This is a genomic window from Bacillus sp. BF2-3 (assembly GCF_008368795.1).
GTDB lineage: Bacteria > Bacillota > Bacilli > Bacillales > Bacillaceae_G > Bacillus_A > Bacillus_A cereus.
In genome coordinates this window covers 89673-107069 of record NZ_QOSA01000016.1, presented here as the reverse complement: position 1 = coordinate 107069, position 17397 = coordinate 89673, and the positions used below count along the sequence as shown (strand labels likewise).

Sequence of the window (17397 nt, the reverse complement as noted above, 5' to 3'; positions counted from 1 at the left end):
GTAAGGAGTTAGAATACTCTGTAAATATAAAAAGTGATGATCAGGAAAAGTACATGGTGCAAAGATCTACAGAGAGCAGCCGGTTGCTGGGAAGGTTGCGATACCGCATGATGGAAAGACACCTGTGAGTGTTGCTTTGAACGTGATTATTAGTAAAAGCAAACGGTACCTACCGTTATCAGGGCTAAGATGGTCAGTATGACAATTTGGGTGGTACCGCGGAAAAAAATCCGTCCCTATTTATAGGGGCGGATTTTTGTATTCTTTGAAAGGGGGTGAGTGACCGTGGATGATGACGATGACAACAATAACGTAAATAAATATAAAATTACTGGAGGGAAAAATAATGGATTCAATAATGAAGCGTTCACTCACAAAAGAATGTACAAAGCAAAGTGGAAAGGTTGTATTACTTCAAGGATGGGTAAAAAAAATTCGGCACCTTGGAAATGTTAGTTTTTTATTATTACGGGACAGAACAGGAGTAATTCAATGTGTATTAGAAAATGAATTGGCCGGATATAAAGTTGATGTAGAAAGTGTTGTCCATGTAATCGGTGAGATAGTCGAGACATCGAAAACAGAATTGGGTGTTGAAGTACTTGCTCATGAAGTGAAAGTAATAAACGGTGCAGAGCCACTTCCATTTGAAATAAATAAAAAGAAGTTACAAGTTGGCTTAGATCAACTACTTAATGAGCGAGTAATATCATTAAGGCATGAGCGAACCGCAGCGATTTTTAAAGTGAAATCTACACTCGTTCAGAGCTTTAGTGAATTTCTTATAGAGAACGATTTCACACGGATCTTTACGCCGAAAATTGTTTCGCAAGGGGCAGAAGGAGGAGCAAATGTTTTTAAGCTTCCATACTTCCAAAAAGAAGCTTATTTAGCACAATCACCACAGTTTTATAAGCAAATGATGGTGGCAGGTGGGTTAGAACGAGTTTTTGAAATTGCACCTGTATATAGAGCGGAACATCATAATTCTTCCCGTCATTTGAATGAATATATATCGTTAGACGTAGAACTTGGTTTTATTCATGATTTTTATGAAGTGATGCAACTAGAAACGGATGTTTTACGATATATGTTTCAACAAGTAGCGAAAAAATGTGAAATAGAACTACAACTATTACAAATAGAAGTACCTGTTATTACTGAAATACCTAAAATTACATTGTTAGAAGCACAAGAAATTTTGAAAAGTAAGTATCGTAAAGAATCTCCTGTAGGGGATTTAGATACAGAAGGTGAAAAGTTACTAGGGAAATATGTAAAGGAAACATATAATAGTGAATTTGTTTTCATTACACATTATCCGAAAGAAGCGAGACCGATGTATACGATGCAAAATAAAGAGAATCCAGCTATTACTGATTCATTCGACTTATTATATAAAGGGCTAGAAATAACGTCAGGGGCACAGCGAATTCATAATTATGAATTGTTACTCGCTTCGTTTAAAGAAAAAGGATTACATCCAGAGAAATTTCAATCTTATTTAAATACATTCCGATATGGTTGTCCACCACATGGAGGTTTCGGAATTGGGTTAGAAAGGATTGTATATAAACTATTAGAATTAACAAATGTACGAGAGGCTAGTGCTTTTCCGAGAGATTGTACTCGTCTTATACCATAAAAAGAATCTTTGCGATTATCGCGAAGATTTTTTTTAGTTCGTTTGAAAAGATGAAAATATAGACCCTTTCTTTTGCTAATAAGCTTAGTAAAAGTGAGTTATCAATATGAACCATTTCGACAAAAAATCAATATACCCCTTGACAGTTACAAATATAACCGATATACTTCATATTAATTTCAAAAGAAAATATATTCTAAATATTACAATGTGTTGAATAGGAGTAGTAAGGTCATGTATTTGTACAGAGAGCTATGGGTTGGTGTGACATAGTCAAATGACATCCTGAACTCGCCTAGGAGCAGTAAGGTGGAACGGAATTACATTCTTAGTAAATCTTAACGGTTAACCTTCGATATTAGGTTTGTAATCAAACGATTACTACTAAGGTGGATTCATAATGGAATCAATAAGGGTGGTACCGCGTTAAGTAAATGGCTTAGCGTCTCTTTATATAGAGATGCTAGGCCATTTTTTTATTATATGGAAGAAGAAATGGAGGGTTTATTTGAATAGGTTTATAAAATTTTTTTATTTATATAAAAAGATTTAATTAGGAGGAAAATGAGATGAAACAGACGGAGCAATGGACTTCGAAATTAGGTTTTATAATGGCGGCAGCCGGATCAGCAATTGGACTTGGTGCGATATGGAAGTTCCCTTATATCGCTGGGAAGAGTGGGGGAGGAGCGTTCTTTTTAATATTTATATTATTTACTGTTTTAATTGGACTACCGCTACTTATAGCTGAATTTATGATTGGACGCAGTACGCAGAAACAAGCAGTTGGAGCATTTAAAAGCATCGCACCAAATACAGGATGGCATTGGATTGGACGCCTTGGTGTTGGAACGTGTTTTATACTACTTTCATTTTATAGTGTTGTAGGTGGATGGGTATTAATTTATTTATTCAGAGGAATAACTGGACAACTGATTACGCCAGGACAAAATTACGGCACATTATTTACTGAAACAATTGGGAATCCTGCTTGGGCTATTATGGGACATTTCGCTTTTATGTTCATTACGATATGGGTTGTATCAAAGGGTGTACAAAACGGAATTGAAAAAGCAAGTAAATATATGTTGCCAGCATTGTTCGTTTTATTTGTCGCTCTTATTATTCGTTCGTTAACACTTGATGATGCAATGAAAGGTGTGAAGTTTTTCTTACAACCAGATTTCTCAAAGATTACTTCGGAAAGTATTTTGTTCGCAATGGGGCAATCATTCTTTGCAATTAGTATCGGGATTTCAATTATGGTTACGTATAGTTCCTATTTAAATAAAAAAGAAAGTTTACCAAAATCAGCAATAACAATTGTTGGATTAAATTTATTTGTTTCATTATTTGCAGGTCTTGCTATTTTTCCAGCCGTATTTTCATTAGGAATGGAGCCAACAGAAGGACCTGGATTACTATTTATCGTATTACCATCTGTATTTAGTCAAATCCCATTCGGTGGATTTTTCTTAACAGTATTTCTTGCACTATTTACATTTGCGACATTAACATCAGCATTTTCTCTACTAGAAACTGTTGTTTCAGCATTAGCAAATGGTGAACAAGAAAAGAGAACGAAATTATCATGGCTGATCGGTTTCGGCATTTTCTTAGTAGGTATACCATCAGCGTTATCATTTGGAGTATGGAGTGATATTACGATTTTCGGAAAGAATATTTTTGATGCAGTAGACTTCTTATCTAGTAATATATTAATGCCACTTGGAGCACTATTTATTAGTATTTTCGTTTCATTCAAAATGGAGAAGAAGGTACTAGAAGCAGAGTTTTTTGTAGGTGGAAATTATGGAAAGAAAGTATTTACTTGTTGGGCATTTTTACTTCGATTTGTAGCACCACTTGCAATAATTATCGTCTTCTTAAATGTAATAGGAATTATTTAATATTAAATGTTATAATATTCAGTAAAAAAGGGGTGGTGATCATAAAGGAAAATTTGATAGAAGCAGGGAAATACATGAATATTAGAGGGAAAAAGCTATACGTTGAAACACATGGAAATCCTAAAAATAAGCCAGTCTTATACTTGCATGGTGGACCAGGAGAAAGTTGTTATGATTTTTCATTTCATCAAGCGGAACGTTTAAAAGATTCTCTATATGTAATTATGATAGATCAAAGAGGTGTTTGTCGCTCAGAAGAAATTACTGAAGACGAAGCTTTTGGATTAAATGATTTGATTGAAGACTGTGAGGAATTAAAAAAAGTATTACAAATTGAGAAGTGGTCTATAATTGGACACTCTTTCGGTGGATATGTAGCATTGCTTTATGCGTCGATATATCCAAGTTCAATAGAGAAAATAATATTTGAAGGACCAACTTTTAATTTTGCATTAACAAGTAGGGCTTTGTTACAAAAAACAGGGCATTTATTAAAAAAGTATGGAAAAGAAGAAATAGCAAAAGAATGCTTTGCTTATTCATCTAGCGATGCTAGTTCAGAAGAGTTGTTAGAAGCTTATATAAGATTAAGCGCTGAATTAGAAGAAAAAAGAATGGAGATTTACAATAATAAGGAAGATAGGACAGATGAGAGTTTATACAGTGATGAAGAGTGGGAAATATTTTCAAATCGCTCCAAAATTCACTTTGATAGATTAAAATTAGAGGGAGCATGTCATACATCATTATTATCAAAAATAAAAGATGTACAAAATCTAATGTTATTAATAGTAGGAAAACATGATGTAGTAACGTGTGAAGAACAAATTAAAACATTTAATAAAGATGCCCGAAACGGCAAGTATATCGTATTTGAAGAGAGCGGTCATTCACCTCATTATGAGGAAGCAGATAGATTTGCAGAAACAGTCATACATTTTTTGAAATGAAGAAAAGGGTGCTTCTATAAATGAGAGGCACCCTTTCTAAATTTCTGGATATGTGATTGTGATGCTAGGCCACTTACTTTGCCAATTCTTTTTTATAACTCTGTTTTTGTACATATGTAATCGTTCTTTCGATTTAAGAAAATGAGCTGTTGGTTTCACTTGTAAGGAAAGGACATCTTCAATACCACATGGGGCTGTTAAGATAACGTTGTTTAGTTCATCAAGTGTAACTCCTAAAGCCGTTGCTGTTTCAGGGAATTTAGATATAGCATTAACAGAAGAAGAATATGGTGGCATATTATTCACTACATGCATACGAGCTTGATTTTTTACAGACCAAGGGATAGTAGCATCAATATTCATTAATTTCGTTTCTAATGATTGTTCGTATATCTCATCTTGATGTAGACTATCATAATAAATCACATCAACATCAGGCATAGCCGTTTTAGCTTCATAGTCATGTAAAGTATCCCAAATTTTAGAACGAACAAATCCGGCACAAATCCACCAATCAGGTAGCTCTAGTGATTTTGCCATTTGTAATACATTCATCATCCATTCGTCGTTTTCTATTAAGCGAATGATATCTTGTTCTGTTTGTATAGTCATTTGTTATCTCACCTGCTTTTTTTTAGAGAGTAAATTTAATTCATAAGCTTTATAATCCATGTAATCCAGTAAGCACCTGGTATGAATAACAGTTGAGCAAGTAATGTACCAAAAAGTCTAGAAATCATTAGCCAAGCATACATTTTACTCATTGCTTCAGCACCTTCTTCTGATTGAAGAGCTCGCTCTGTTAAAAGAGCAATACGTGGATCTAGTAGCACTGTTAATAAAATAGTAGCAAAACCATTAATAAGACCAGAAGCTGTAGTGGCTTTTGTTGCGAAAGCTGGAATTAAAAAAGAAGCATATAGTGCGGAAAGAACTCCCGCTGTATAAATTGCAGTAGCGAACATGTTAATAAGCATTATACGCTTTGGAATACCGCCGATACGCAGTCTATGAATCATTTCTAACTTTGGAAAGCGGACATATTTTTTTGTGTACTTTAATTTTTGAATGTTATTCGTTTTCATCATTCGAATGAAAGAACCGTCTGTTTCAAAGTTTTGAATGACATATCCAAATAGTTTTGTCAAAGTTGGATACAGTATAATCGCAAGCAATGTACCGATAGAAGCAGATAATAGTACAAGACGTATAATATGCTCTAAATCAATAGAAGGATCTAGTTTTGCTTCGTCCACAATCCCGCCAAGTAAAAAGGCTTGTAGTAAGTTTGACGTTCTTGAAATGAGTAATACGATTCCTACGACGGATAATGCGACAGCAATCTTCTTTAAACGAACCCCCGCTAATCGAATACTATAAGAGCTTGTTTCAACTGCGTGGATTACAATTGTGAAAGCCATTATAAAAATTAACGTAATTGACATTTGTTTCACCAGTTTCTATTAAAATAATTGTAACTTTTTTACTTTATCATATCTATCGTATTTTGTAACTGAAAGTATGTGACATATGGAAATTGATTTTTCGAAAAAATAGATAATGATAGTATAATAGGGAGAAGTGGAAGAGATGTTAGCAGTTATTTATACAGCAAATTAAGTGGAGGAATGAAACATGTATAAAACATTTCTATTTGATTTAGATGGAACTTTAACGGATCCGAAAGAAGGAATTGTAAATTCGGTTTTGTATGCGTTAAAAAAAGTAGGAATTGAAGAAGTACATATAAGTGAGTTAGATTCATTTATAGGTCCTCCTATTCAGCAATCATTCGTAGAGAGATATAATATGAGTGAAGGAGAGGTTGAACGTGCAGTTTTTTACTTCCGTGAGTATTTAAAGCAGCGTGGATTGTTTGAAAATAATGTATACGAGGGGATTCTGAAGCTCTTGCAACAATTAAAAAGTTCAGGGAATCGCATATTTGTAGCAACTTCAAAGCCCACTGTATTTGCGAAACAAGTTATAGAGCATTTTCAATTAACGAATTATTTCGAAGACATCATTGGAAGTAATTTAGATGGTACGAGAATAAAAAAAGAAGAAATAATTGCTCATATTTTACAAAAAAATGAAGAACTAAATAAAGAAGAAATGATAATGATTGGTGATAGAAAGCACGATATAATAGGTGCAAATCAGAATGGAATTGCTTCAATTGGTGTTTTATATGGCTATGGCTGTAAAAAAGAACTGACTGAAGTTAGTGCGACCTACATAGTGAAAGATGTTGAAGAACTGTATCATTTTTGTGTAGAGAAAAATTTAATACAGCAGTAAATATAGATTCTAGCAATCCCTTTATAACGTATGACGATGAATTCGTTTCTGTTTAAAGGGATTTTTCATATGTAATCGAATAATTATAATTAGACATTTTTAGCATAAAAATTTGTATGAATAAGAGGAGGGATGTCAGAATTAAAAGGTTAGTAGAAATTTATCAATAAAATTTAGAATATTCTGTTTAATGGAGGGGTAAAATTGGAGTTAGTTATTATATTATTAGCACTAAGTTTACTTATGTTCGTAGCATACAGAGGTTTTTCTGTTATTTTATTCGCACCGATATTTGCATTATTTGCAGTATTTTTGACAGAACCTAGTTATGTATTACCTTTCTTTTCTAATATCTTTATGGAGAAAATGGTTGGATTTATAAAATTATATTTTCCTGTGTTTTTATTAGGAGCAATATTTGGAAAAGTAGTGGAAATGTCAGGAATTGCAGATTCTATCGCAAAAACAATTATTGAGTTAGTTGGTGAAAAACGTACTATATTAGCGATTGTATTAATGGGGGCTATTTTAACGTATAGTGGTGTTAGTGTGTATGTAGTAGTGTTTGCTGTTTATCCGTTCGCAGCTAAGTTGTTTCGACAAGCTAATATTCCAAAGCGTTTAATCCCTGGAACGATTGTTCTTGGAGCAGTAACGTTTACAATGGATGCGTTACCTGGATCACCACAAATTCAAAATGTAATACCTACAACATTTTTTAAAACGGATATTTATGCTGCACCGATACTTGGGATTGTAGGAGCAATTTTTGTTCTTACAGTAGGTTTACTATATTTAGAGAGTAGACGTAAGAAGGCAAAAGCGGCAGGTGAAGGATACTTTGGTTTTAATGATGGAAATACTGAAATGGCAGCATCTTTGCAAGTAGAACAAAAAAATATGCCATTAATTAATAACATTGAAATCACAAGAGCACAACAACTTATTGCATTTATACCACTTATTTTAGTAGGTGTAATGAATAAAGTGTTTACTATTATGATACCGAAGTGGTATCCAAGCGGTTTTGATTTTTCTGCAATTGGTATGAAAGCATTTGGAAAAGTAGAATTAAGTGCAGTAGTAGGAATTTGGTCTGTAGAATTGGCACTTATTATAGGGATCTTAACAACGTTATTATTATATTGGAAGCGAGTAGTAACAGGTTTCCAAGCTGGATTGAATACAAGTATTGGTGGAGCGCTACTTGCAACGATGAATACAGGAGCTGAGTTTGGATTTGGTGGTGTCATTGCAGCACTTCCAGGTTTCGCAATTATGAGAGATGGCATCTCTGCTACTTTCACAAATCCGTTAGTGAATGGTGCAGTAACGACGAATATTTTAGCTGGAATTACAGGCTCGGCATCAGGAGGAATGGGAATAGTATTAAGTGCAATGGGAGATAAATTTATTGCAGCGGCCAATCAATTTGATATTCCATTAGAAGTTATGCACCGTATCGTATCAATGGCATCAGGAGGAATGGATACACTACCACATAACGGGGCTATTATTACTATTCTTACAGTAACAGGATTAACACATAAACAGTCATATAAAGATATATTTGCTATTACAATTTTGAAAACGGTTGCTGTATTTTTAGTTATCGCATTCTATACTTTAACAGGACTCTATTAAAAAATTTGAATCGTAAAGATTCATCAAATCGATAATTTATGTTATAAAATATTAATTAGGATAAGAAGGGGTGGGGGACTTGCAAGAGGTTTCTGAGTTTCGTATGCCAAAGTCGGTATTATATGGAAGGAATTCGCTTGAAAAACTGGGAGAACAATCAAAAAAGTTAGGGAAAAGAGCTTTTATAGTTACTGATACAATTATGGAGAAATTAGGATATGTTGAAAAGTGTATGCAACAACTAAATAAGAAAGGTATTACTGTTAGTACATATAATAAAGTGGATGCTGAGCCTACAAATATACACGTATTAGAAGCGTTATCTCTTTGTAAAGAGGAAAAGTGCGATTTTATTATCGGTATTGGTGGTGGAAGTTGTATTGATGCTGCGAAAGCGGTAGCGGTTTTATATACAAATGGTGGAGAAGTTGAGGATTATGTCCAAAAGGATATTAAAATAGAAAACAATCCACTACCACTTATTGCAATTCCAACAACTTCTGGTACTGGATCGGAAGTTACAAGTGTAGCAGTAATTACGAATAAAAAAACAGATGTAAAAATGATGATGAAGCATCCTAGTTTTATACCGAAAGTAGCAATTATAGATCCAGTTTTGACAAGTTCGTTACCCCCACAAATTACGGCAGCAACAGGAATAGATGCGTTATGTCATGCGATTGAAGCTTATATTTCTAAATTTTCACAACCACTTACAGATGTACTTGCTCTTTCAGCTATTGAAAGTATTATGAAATATTTACGTATAGCATATGAAGATGGACGTAATATGGAGGCAAGAGAAGCGATGATGATTGCTTCTTTACAAGCTGGAATTGCATTTTCTAATGCATCAGTTACATTAGTTCATGGAATGTCAAGGCCAGTGGGAGCATTATTTCATGTACCGCATGGAATATCAAATGCCATACTATTACCTACAGTGTTAGAGTTTACAAAAACAAGTGCAATGAAAAGGTTAGCAAAAATTGGACGTAGTTTAAATAAGGATTTGTATTCGAATTCTGATGAGGAAGTAGCAGACTACACACTTGGTGAAATAAAAAAACTTTGCTTTGATCTTCGTATTCCAAATTTAAAAGAATACGGAATCGATGAAATTGAATTTGAAAATGCTATTTCTAAAATGGCATCAGATGCAATTGAAAGTGGTAGCCCAGCTAATAACCCACGTGTTCCATCATATGATGAAATCAAAGAGCTGTATCGAGAGTGTTTTAATTATAAGTATAAAGAATTTATAAAAACATCAGATTGTTAATTTCAGAATATTCTATAAAAATTTCCTTGGAAATGAAAGTAGAATTATTCTTTATTATTTCCATATTTCCGTTAAAACAAGACTTTATATTCCAAACTTAAAGTCTTGTTTTATTATGTATAATATACACAATAAAACGTTGTTATTAGTTTTATAAAAATAGTTTAGGTAGGTGTTTATATGAAAACGATAGGTCTTATAGGTGGCATGAGTTGGGAATCAACTTCTGAATATTATCGAATTATTAATGAAGAAATAAAAGAGAGATTAGGAGGGCTACATTCAGCAAAATGTTTGATTAATAGTGTGGATTTTGAAGAGATTGAACGATGTCAATCTAGCGGAGATTGGGATGGTGCTGGAGAAATTCTAGGGAATGCGGCATATTCATTACAAAAGGGAGGAGCAGACTTTATAATCATTTGTACAAATACAATGCATAAGGTAGTTGAAAAAATAAAGGAAAAAATTGATATTCCAGTCTTACATATTGCTGATGCAACTGCAAAAGAAATTAAAAGAAAAGACATTCAAAAGGTTGGTCTGCTTGGAACTAAATATACAATGGAGCAAGATTTCTATAAGTCACGTATTGAAGAGCATGATATAAAAGTAATAGTACCATCAGGAACAAATAGAGAAAAAGTAAACGAAGTAATATATACAGAATTATGTTTAGGAAAAATAGTAGTTCAATCTAGAGAGTATTATAAAAGGGTTATAGAAGAATTAGTACAAGAAGGAGCACAAGGAATTATATTAGGTTGTACGGAAATAGGTTTATTAATAAAGCAAGAAAACGTATCAGTCCCGATATTTGATACGACCCATATACATGCAATTGAAGCGGTCAAGGTAGCTTTAGATAAATAGATTATAATTATATTATGTAAACTTAATTCGTATATCTGGAAAACATTCAGAAAATACTTTATAATGTAAGTGGTTACATTTGAGGGGGAATGCGTATGTTTTCAGTTCAACCAATCGCATTTGTACATAATGAAAGAAAGGAAATAAAAGATGATGAGTGGGGAGAAGTAAGATCCCGTATAACTTTAACTGAAATGTATGCAGAAAAAAGTATACAAGGGATTGAAGATTTTTCTCATATTGAAGTTGTTTTTTATTTTCATAAAGTAACTGACGAGCAAATTCAGTATTTTGCTAGACATCCTAGAAATAATAAGGATTATCCTGAAGTAGGTATTTTTGCACAGCGCGGGAAAAATCGTCCGAATCGCATAGGTGTAACAATTGTAAAGGTGATCAAAAGAGAAGGTAAATCAATTATTGTTGAGGGATTAGATGCTATTGATGGCACTCCTATATTGGATATAAAACCAATAATGAAAGAGTTTATGCCGACAGAAGAAATACACCAGCCTAAATGGGCAACGGATATAATGAGACAGTATTGGAAGGGGAATGGAGTAAAATGAGAATATATGAGGCAACAATTGCAGATTTAGATGGACTGGCATCAGTTTTTAATAACTATCGCATGTTTTATAGACAAGATTCTGATTTAGAAGGTGCAAAAGTATTTTTACGAAATCGAATTGAGAAAAAAGAGTCCGTTATTTTCGTAGCAGTTGAAGACGGCGAATATATTGGGTTCACACAACTATATCCATCATTTTCTTCCATTTCAATGAAAGAATTATGGATTTTAAATGATTTATTTGTACAAGCGGCGAAGCGTGGAGCCGGAACAGGTAAAAAATTATTAGAAGCTGCTAAAGAATACGCATTAGAGAATGGAGCAAAAGGTGTAAAATTGCAAACAGAGATTGATAATTTATCAGCACAACGATTATACGCTGAAAATGGCTATTTGAGAGATAATCGTTATTTCCATTACGAATTAACGTTTTAAAAAATTAAGTTGAAAGAGGCATTTTCAAGAAAAAGAATTTCTTTGTAATGAGAAATTCTTTTTTATTTTTGCCTAAATTAAAAAACATGACAAAAATAAAACGATATTTATTTATTGTTAAACAATAAATGTTGTGATAAAATTATGTTGCCATTAAATAAGTGAGGTATTGTAAATGAATCTTAAACGAAGTTCAACAATGTTCTTAAAAGTAATTATTTTTCTTGCTGGAATTTCAGTGCTTGCTTTATGCATATTTTTAGTGCCGGAAATGGCGGATTTCACAGCGAATTTGTATCCTAACATTACTCCGATAAAATATCTTGTTTTCATTGTAATGTATGGAGCAGCTGTGCCTTTTTACGTTGCTCTTTATCAGGCTTTCAATCTTTTACAGTACATTGATGAGAACACAGCGTTCTCGGAATTATCAGTAAAGGCGTTAAAGAATATAAAGCGCTGTGCAATTACAATCAGTGGTTTGTATGTATTAAGTTTGCCACTTTTTTATTTTATAGCGAAAAAAATGGACCCTCCTATTGGGTTAGTGGGACTCATTATCGTTTTTGCTTCGCTCGTTATCTCCGTTTTTGCTGCTATCCTCCAACGACTTATACAAGAGGCAATTCACATAAAATCAGAAAATGATTTGACGGTTTGAGGTGGCGGATATGACAATCATTATTAATATTGACGTCATGTTAGCAAAACGAAAAATGAGTGTAACGGAGCTTTCAGAGAAGGTTGGAATTACGATGGCGAATCTTTCTATTTTGAAAAATGCGAAAGCAAAAGCGGTTCGTTTTTCAACATTAGAAGCGATATGTAAAGCTTTGGAGTGTCAGCCAGGGGATATTTTGGAGTATAAAAACGATGAGAATACTCAATAAAAACAGATAACAAATGTAAATAATAGAAGTCAATAAAGAAGGGATAGCCACTAAGCTATTTCTTCTTTACGTTAATTGCTGTTACTAATAAAAAATATAATTTGAATTGCAATGTTTGCGTATCAAAAGGGAACTTGCTACCTTTTGAGGTGATCCGTTTTGTGGAATACAATTATTTGCCAAAAAGGCTATTTTAACTATGTTTTAAATTATTTCGGGTGAATCAAGATTTTCATTTGTATTATAGTTGATTTAAAACCCAGTTTGTTGCATCTTCAAAGTTATCTGCAATGTAGTTTGGTTCAATATGTGCCCATTTGTCTCGGTACGTATGCAAAGCATCATACCCAGCGCCTGTTCGGACTAGAATCGTAGTCGCATTTACTTTTGCTCCTGCAACAATATCAGTCCAACGATCACCAACTACAGCACATTGTGTTAAATTAAGTCCATGTTTTTTTGCTGCTTTAAGCAGCATGCCTGTACTTGGTTTACGGCATTCACAACCATCACCGTGTTTATGAGGACATACATAAATATCATCAAAACCGAAGCCTTCTAATTCTTGTACAAAATCGGCTACAGTTGCTATTCCATCTGCGATACCGGGTTGATTTGTGAAAGAGAAAATTTTTATATTTTTAGCTTTTAGTTTTTGCAAGGATGTTTTTGTGAATGGAAATAATGTAAAAGATCCTGGATAATGTATTGTAGTGTCACCACCAATTGTACCGTCACGATCAATGAAAATTGCTTTAATGTTTGTCATAGTTATAGTCCCTTCACTTTATAAAGTAGTTTAAAAATATTTTACAAATCGGTAGCCATTTACTTCATAACCTAATTTTTTGTAAAAAGGATGAGCTTCTACTCTTTTTGTTCCACTAACTAGCCATGTGCCAATGCAATTATGTTTCTTTGCTAATTGCTCGGCATAATCCATCAAAACTTGTCCAATGCCTTTCCGTCGTATGTTAGAATCAACGCTAATAATTGAAATCTCTCCATAACGTGTTACATCTTCTAAATTTTCACGTATACGAAATCCAAGTAATCCAAATATAGCTTCTTCTTCCTCGTAAACATATAAAAAATCAAACGGACTCATTTGTACGAATTGTAGGCGGTTGTTCATATCTTCATAGGAAATAGAGGAACCTTTTAATTCTTTCGTTAAAGAACAAAGTGCGTCTATATCATCTATCGTTGCTTCACGAATTTGAAAAGACATATTATCAACTCCAATAAAATGTAATCAAACATTTAATATTCTGTTAAAAAATGTTTTTTCCTGCTATGAAAATAAATATTTTATAATGATATATAGATAGTTATATGTTATTCTTTTCCTTGATTGTATTGGAAATGGAAAGAAGGGGAATGCATGTTAAAAGTAAATATCCGCTCAGCTGGATATGAAATAGGCGAAAAAACAATTCATGATATAGTTTTTTCTATCGAAAAAGGTGAACTAGTTGCTCTTATTGGAGCAAATGGTGCTGGGAAAAGTACGACGATTAAAACGATACTCGGATTACTTGTAAATATGGACGGTGAAATATCATTCGGTGAAAAGAAAAATCCGTATGCATACGTACCAGAACATCCAACATACTATGATTACTTGACGCTCTGGGAACATATTGAATTATTAATGGCAGCTCGTGGAAGTGAAATGGGAAGTTGGGAAGAACGAGCGGAACAATTATTACATACTTTTCGAATGAATAAGCATAAACATGAGTATTTATCAAAGTTTTCAAAAGGCATGAAACAAAAGTCTATGCTAATATTGGCGTTTTTAACTGAGCCAGATTTTTATATCATTGACGAACCTTTTATCGGTTTAGATCCAGTAGCTACGAAAGAGTTTTTAAATTATTTATATAAAGAAAAAGAGCGCGGGGCAGGAATTTTACTTTGTACGCACGTATTAGATACTGCTGAAAAAATTTGTGAAAGATTTTTACTCATTTCACAAGGTACATTAGTCGCAGATGGACATTTAGAATCTATTCAAATATTAGCGGAAATGCCGGGTAGTTCATTATTAGACTGCTTTGATGTAATTGTAAGGCGTGAACAACATGATTAAACAACAATTTTATAAGAGATTACGCCATGAACTTGAGCGGAAATGGAAGTCTATACGTTCGGTAACAGATTGGACAGTCGCATTATATATTATTCCAGCACTTATATTTATGGGAATCTATTATCGATCGCTATGGATAAATGAATTATCAACGGAAGAGACGATTTATTTCGGATTAGGATTACTCGCATTTTATCTAGTAACATATCCAAGAGGAGTTCGTTCATTTTTTGAGCAAGCGGATAGTTTATTTTTAATTTCGTATGCAACACATATGCGAAAATTAGTCCAGTATGGCATGATGTACACATTTGTTCGAATAGCGATAACGAATATAATAGTAGTCGTTATTATGTTACCAGTGTTGATGAAAAGTATCGAAGTAACAGAGATACAAGTCCTATTATTTTGGGTATTCTTTACTATATTTCGATTTATGTTGTCGTTGTTAACGAGATTTGTTCATGTACATGTGGGGAAACGATGGGTTTTATGGATTGTAAAAAATGTAGTATTTTCTATGAGCGTGTCCTTTTTTGGAATTAGTTTATTTTTTATTTATAAAAATCCGTTGTATTCAATTCTATTTATCGGTCTAGTAATTTTCTTAAGTAGTGTATTAGTAAAAGAGAAAATGAATTATAAAAAGTTCTTTTTTAAAGAAATCGAGAAAGAAAAGGAGGAAAGCATGCGCTGGACGAGCGGAATTATGCAAGTTGGTGGTCATGCGGCTAAAACGAGTAGTTCGAATAAAAAACCGTGGATGTTTCCGCGCTCTAAAAGACTTTTAGGGAAAAAAGCTGATTCTCGTATTGTCGAATCTTTTTTGAAAGAATTTTTCCGTACAAGTACTGCACGAATATTTTATATTCAAATTGTATGTATCAGTACTGCAAGTATAATTATGACTCCAAGGTGGATTGCAGCTATTGTTCTCGTATTTGCTGTAGTTGCAATTTCTCGCTATGCACGTGATTATTGGAATGAATTTACGAATAAGATGTTTCTTCGTTTATATTGTGATGAAGGGAAATTACTATTGTTAAGATGGAAGGCAGATCGTTATTTACTACTACCAGCAATACTTTTATATGGAATAGTTATACTTTCACAGTTTTATTTATTGCCAGCTGTGGTAGGCAGCGTTGTTTTTATTTTATTAATTGTATGGATTGTATTTGTACCATTAAAAAAGAGCCAGTGACGGCTCTTTTTCTAGTCTGTAACACATTGATAAATAAAATATACTAAAACGAGTATACTTGCGGCGGAATACATGACATCTAAAGTCATCTGATCGCCTCCTTATTGTTGTTGTATTTTTATTGTATGAAATCTTACAATTTCATATTCAAGTGAAAAATATGTGAACGTTAACAAAATTGTAAAGTGCAAAAATTACAATCATTTTGTATAATAGAAGAAACCACCGTTATATAAAAAATAATGAGTGAAAGGGGAGGGAACATAAATGCCAAATTGGTTTAGAAAAACCTTAGTCGCATTAATTACCGTGTTTACATTTGGTTTAGTGACGCCTCCTTCCATATTACTTGATAATGCCAAAGCTGCGGACAAGCCTACGAGCACAGCTGGGCAACAAAGTTTGGAGAGCACGTCCTATACATATGAAGAAACGAATGACAGGTTAACCACCGATACTTTTATTACTTATGCAATGCAAGAAGCAGAGAAGCAGTCGATGCAAAAGTTTGGTACTAAAATTGGTCCAGTAATTGAAGATGAGTTTAAAGATGTAATATTACCGAAAATTGAAGAGGCAATTGCTGAGCTTGCTAGTGATGTACCAGAAGATTCACTACAATCATTAGCGATTTCTCAAAAACCAGCTGGTGGAAATAATGAGAAGATTTTTCACGTCTACGATACGAAATCTGGAAATGATTTATTGCGTTTCCATGTAAGAAGAGATCATCCACCGCAAGATGGTTATTATTTTAATTTCCATTACCACCGTTTTGATGATGGATACTCTGGACATCATGAGTTAGGAAATATTTATTGGAATACGAATGTACCACCGAAATGGTTGTCTTAAAAAGAACAAGAGAAAATCTTGTTCTTTTTTATTTTTATAGAAGGGACAGACAACTATGTTGTTGAATAACATAGGTTTAGAAAAAAGAAGCAAAGGGAGTATGGGAATGCAAAAATATATTGTTTTTGACTTTGATGGCACATTAGTAGATTCACAAAATATATTTGTACCGATTTATAATCAACTTGCTGAAAAACATGGGTATAAAGCAGTAAAGGAAGACGAAATTGAACATTTACGTAAATTAACGATGCCAGAGAGATGTAAACAACTTAATGTACCACTGTATAAACTACCGATATTAGCGTTGGAATTTTATAAATTATATCAGCCTGCTATAAAAAATCTCGTTTTGTTCCATGGGATGAAAGAAGTATTAGATGAACTACATAAAAAAGGCTACGGAATTGCAGTCATATCATCGAACTCAGAAGAGCATATTCGGGCGTTTTTACACAAGAATGGTATCGAAAATATTCAAGAAGTGTATTGTTCTAAAAATTTGTTTGGTAAAGATAAAATGATAAAAAGATTTTTGAAATCAAAAAAAATAACAGAGAAAGATATGTTATATGTCGGTGATGAACAGCGAGACGTAGCAGCGTGTAAAAAGGCTGGAGTGAACGTAATTTGGGTATCTTGGGGATATGATGTTATTGAAACAGTGAAAAAAGATGCACCAGATTACATGGTTCATAAGCCGATGGAAATTGTGCAAGTAGTACAAGGAGCGTATTCTTAA

Annotated in this window: 19 protein-coding genes and 2 other annotated features; of the genes, 15 read left to right on the top strand and 4 right to left on the bottom strand. The window is 33.3% G+C overall.

All coding sequences use genetic code 11. The features are described 5' to 3' along the window. Positions 1–27: 27 nt before the first annotated feature. Positions 28–241 (top strand) — a binding site (T-box leader). A 105-nt stretch (positions 242–346) separates the two neighbouring features. From aspS to DN401_RS13190, 3 genes are all read left to right on the top strand, one after another. Further along, the gene (aspS, locus tag DN401_RS13200) at positions 347–1645 is read left to right on the top strand and encodes an aspartate--tRNA(Asn) ligase (protein WP_000377346.1); all 1299 of its coding nucleotides are present in this window, start codon (positions 347–349) and stop codon (positions 1643–1645) included. A gap of 204 nt (positions 1646–1849) precedes the next feature. After that, positions 1850–2098, top strand: a binding site (T-box leader). A gap of 116 nt (positions 2099–2214) precedes the next feature. Then, positions 2215–3555: a sodium-dependent transporter gene (locus tag DN401_RS13195; protein WP_000814537.1), complete on the top strand. Its 1341-nt coding sequence runs from the start codon at positions 2215–2217 to the stop codon at positions 3553–3555. A 74-nt stretch (positions 3556–3629) separates the two neighbouring features. Next, entirely contained in the window at positions 3630–4505 is an 876-nt protein-coding gene (locus tag DN401_RS13190; RefSeq protein WP_001026102.1) for an alpha/beta fold hydrolase, read from the top strand. Between the two features lie 36 nt (positions 4506–4541). Here the strand turns inward: DN401_RS13190 and DN401_RS13185 are convergent, their stop codons facing one another. Beyond that, complete coding sequence (locus tag DN401_RS13185; RefSeq protein WP_000155287.1) at positions 4542–5117, bottom strand: nucleotidyltransferase family protein; 576 nt, start codon at positions 5115–5117, stop codon at positions 4542–4544. Between the two features lie 35 nt (positions 5118–5152). Continuing rightward, entirely contained in the window at positions 5153–5950 is a 798-nt protein-coding gene (locus tag DN401_RS13180) for a lipid II flippase Amj family protein (protein ID WP_000028911.1), read from the bottom strand. A gap of 190 nt (positions 5951–6140) precedes the next feature. On the opposite strand from DN401_RS13180, the gene DN401_RS13175 reads away from it, so the two are divergent. The 8 genes from DN401_RS13175 (at position 6141) to DN401_RS13140 (ending at position 12501) form a co-directional block, all read left to right on the top strand. Further along, a complete protein-coding gene (locus DN401_RS13175) occupies positions 6141–6806 on the top strand; it encodes an HAD family hydrolase (protein ID WP_000278486.1) in 666 nt (221 codons plus the stop codon). Between the two features lie 204 nt (positions 6807–7010). Then, a complete protein-coding gene (locus DN401_RS13170) occupies positions 7011–8450 on the top strand; it encodes a GntP family permease (RefSeq protein WP_000424332.1) in 1440 nt (479 codons plus the stop codon). Positions 8451–8529: 79 nt separating this feature from the next. Further along, positions 8530–9732, top strand: coding sequence for an iron-containing alcohol dehydrogenase (locus DN401_RS13165; protein ID WP_001158674.1), 1203 nt, complete (start codon positions 8530–8532; stop codon positions 9730–9732). Positions 9733–9912: 180 nt separating this feature from the next. After that, entirely contained in the window at positions 9913–10605 is a 693-nt protein-coding gene (locus tag DN401_RS13160; protein WP_000848563.1) for an aspartate/glutamate racemase family protein, read from the top strand. Between the two features lie 95 nt (positions 10606–10700). After that, positions 10701–11174, top strand: coding sequence for an SAM-dependent methyltransferase (locus DN401_RS13155; protein ID WP_000493257.1), 474 nt, complete (start codon positions 10701–10703; stop codon positions 11172–11174). Continuing rightward, positions 11171–11611: a GNAT family N-acetyltransferase gene (locus DN401_RS13150; protein WP_001223866.1), complete on the top strand. Its 441-nt coding sequence runs from the start codon at positions 11171–11173 to the stop codon at positions 11609–11611. Before DN401_RS13155 ends, DN401_RS13150 begins: the two co-directional genes overlap by 4 nt. Positions 11612–11786: 175 nt before the next feature. Next, positions 11787–12272: a DUF2975 domain-containing protein gene (locus tag DN401_RS13145; RefSeq protein WP_001050144.1), complete on the top strand. Its 486-nt coding sequence runs from the start codon at positions 11787–11789 to the stop codon at positions 12270–12272. A gap of 10 nt (positions 12273–12282) precedes the next feature. Beyond that, the gene (locus DN401_RS13140) at positions 12283–12501 is read left to right on the top strand and encodes a helix-turn-helix domain-containing protein (RefSeq protein ID WP_000152532.1); all 219 of its coding nucleotides are present in this window, start codon (positions 12283–12285) and stop codon (positions 12499–12501) included. A gap of 241 nt (positions 12502–12742) precedes the next feature. Here DN401_RS13140 and DN401_RS13135 read toward each other — a convergent pair whose 3' ends face one another. Together DN401_RS13135 and DN401_RS13130 are read right to left on the bottom strand one after the other, a co-directional pair. Beyond that, complete coding sequence (locus DN401_RS13135; RefSeq protein WP_000181785.1) at positions 12743–13270, bottom strand: HAD-IIIA family hydrolase; 528 nt, start codon at positions 13268–13270, stop codon at positions 12743–12745. 30 nt (positions 13271–13300) lie between these two features. Beyond that, complete coding sequence (locus tag DN401_RS13130) at positions 13301–13732, bottom strand: GNAT family N-acetyltransferase (protein WP_000009777.1); 432 nt, start codon at positions 13730–13732, stop codon at positions 13301–13303. 153 nt (positions 13733–13885) lie between these two features. On the opposite strand from DN401_RS13130, the gene DN401_RS13125 reads away from it, so the two are divergent. From DN401_RS13125 to DN401_RS13110, 4 genes are all read left to right on the top strand, one after another. Continuing rightward, a complete protein-coding gene (locus DN401_RS13125; protein WP_000921912.1) occupies positions 13886–14596 on the top strand; it encodes an ABC transporter ATP-binding protein in 711 nt (236 codons plus the stop codon). Further along, complete coding sequence (locus DN401_RS13120) at positions 14589–15800, top strand: ABC transporter permease (protein ID WP_149287729.1); 1212 nt, start codon at positions 14589–14591, stop codon at positions 15798–15800. Before DN401_RS13125 ends, DN401_RS13120 begins: the two co-directional genes overlap by 8 nt. A 267-nt stretch (positions 15801–16067) precedes the next feature. Further along, positions 16068–16655: a YpjP family protein gene (locus tag DN401_RS13115; RefSeq protein ID WP_001134421.1), complete on the top strand. Its 588-nt coding sequence runs from the start codon at positions 16068–16070 to the stop codon at positions 16653–16655. Positions 16656–16761: 106 nt separating this feature from the next. Next, positions 16762–17397, top strand: a complete 636-nt coding sequence (locus DN401_RS13110; RefSeq protein ID WP_025687389.1) for an HAD family hydrolase — start codon at positions 16762–16764, stop codon at positions 17395–17397.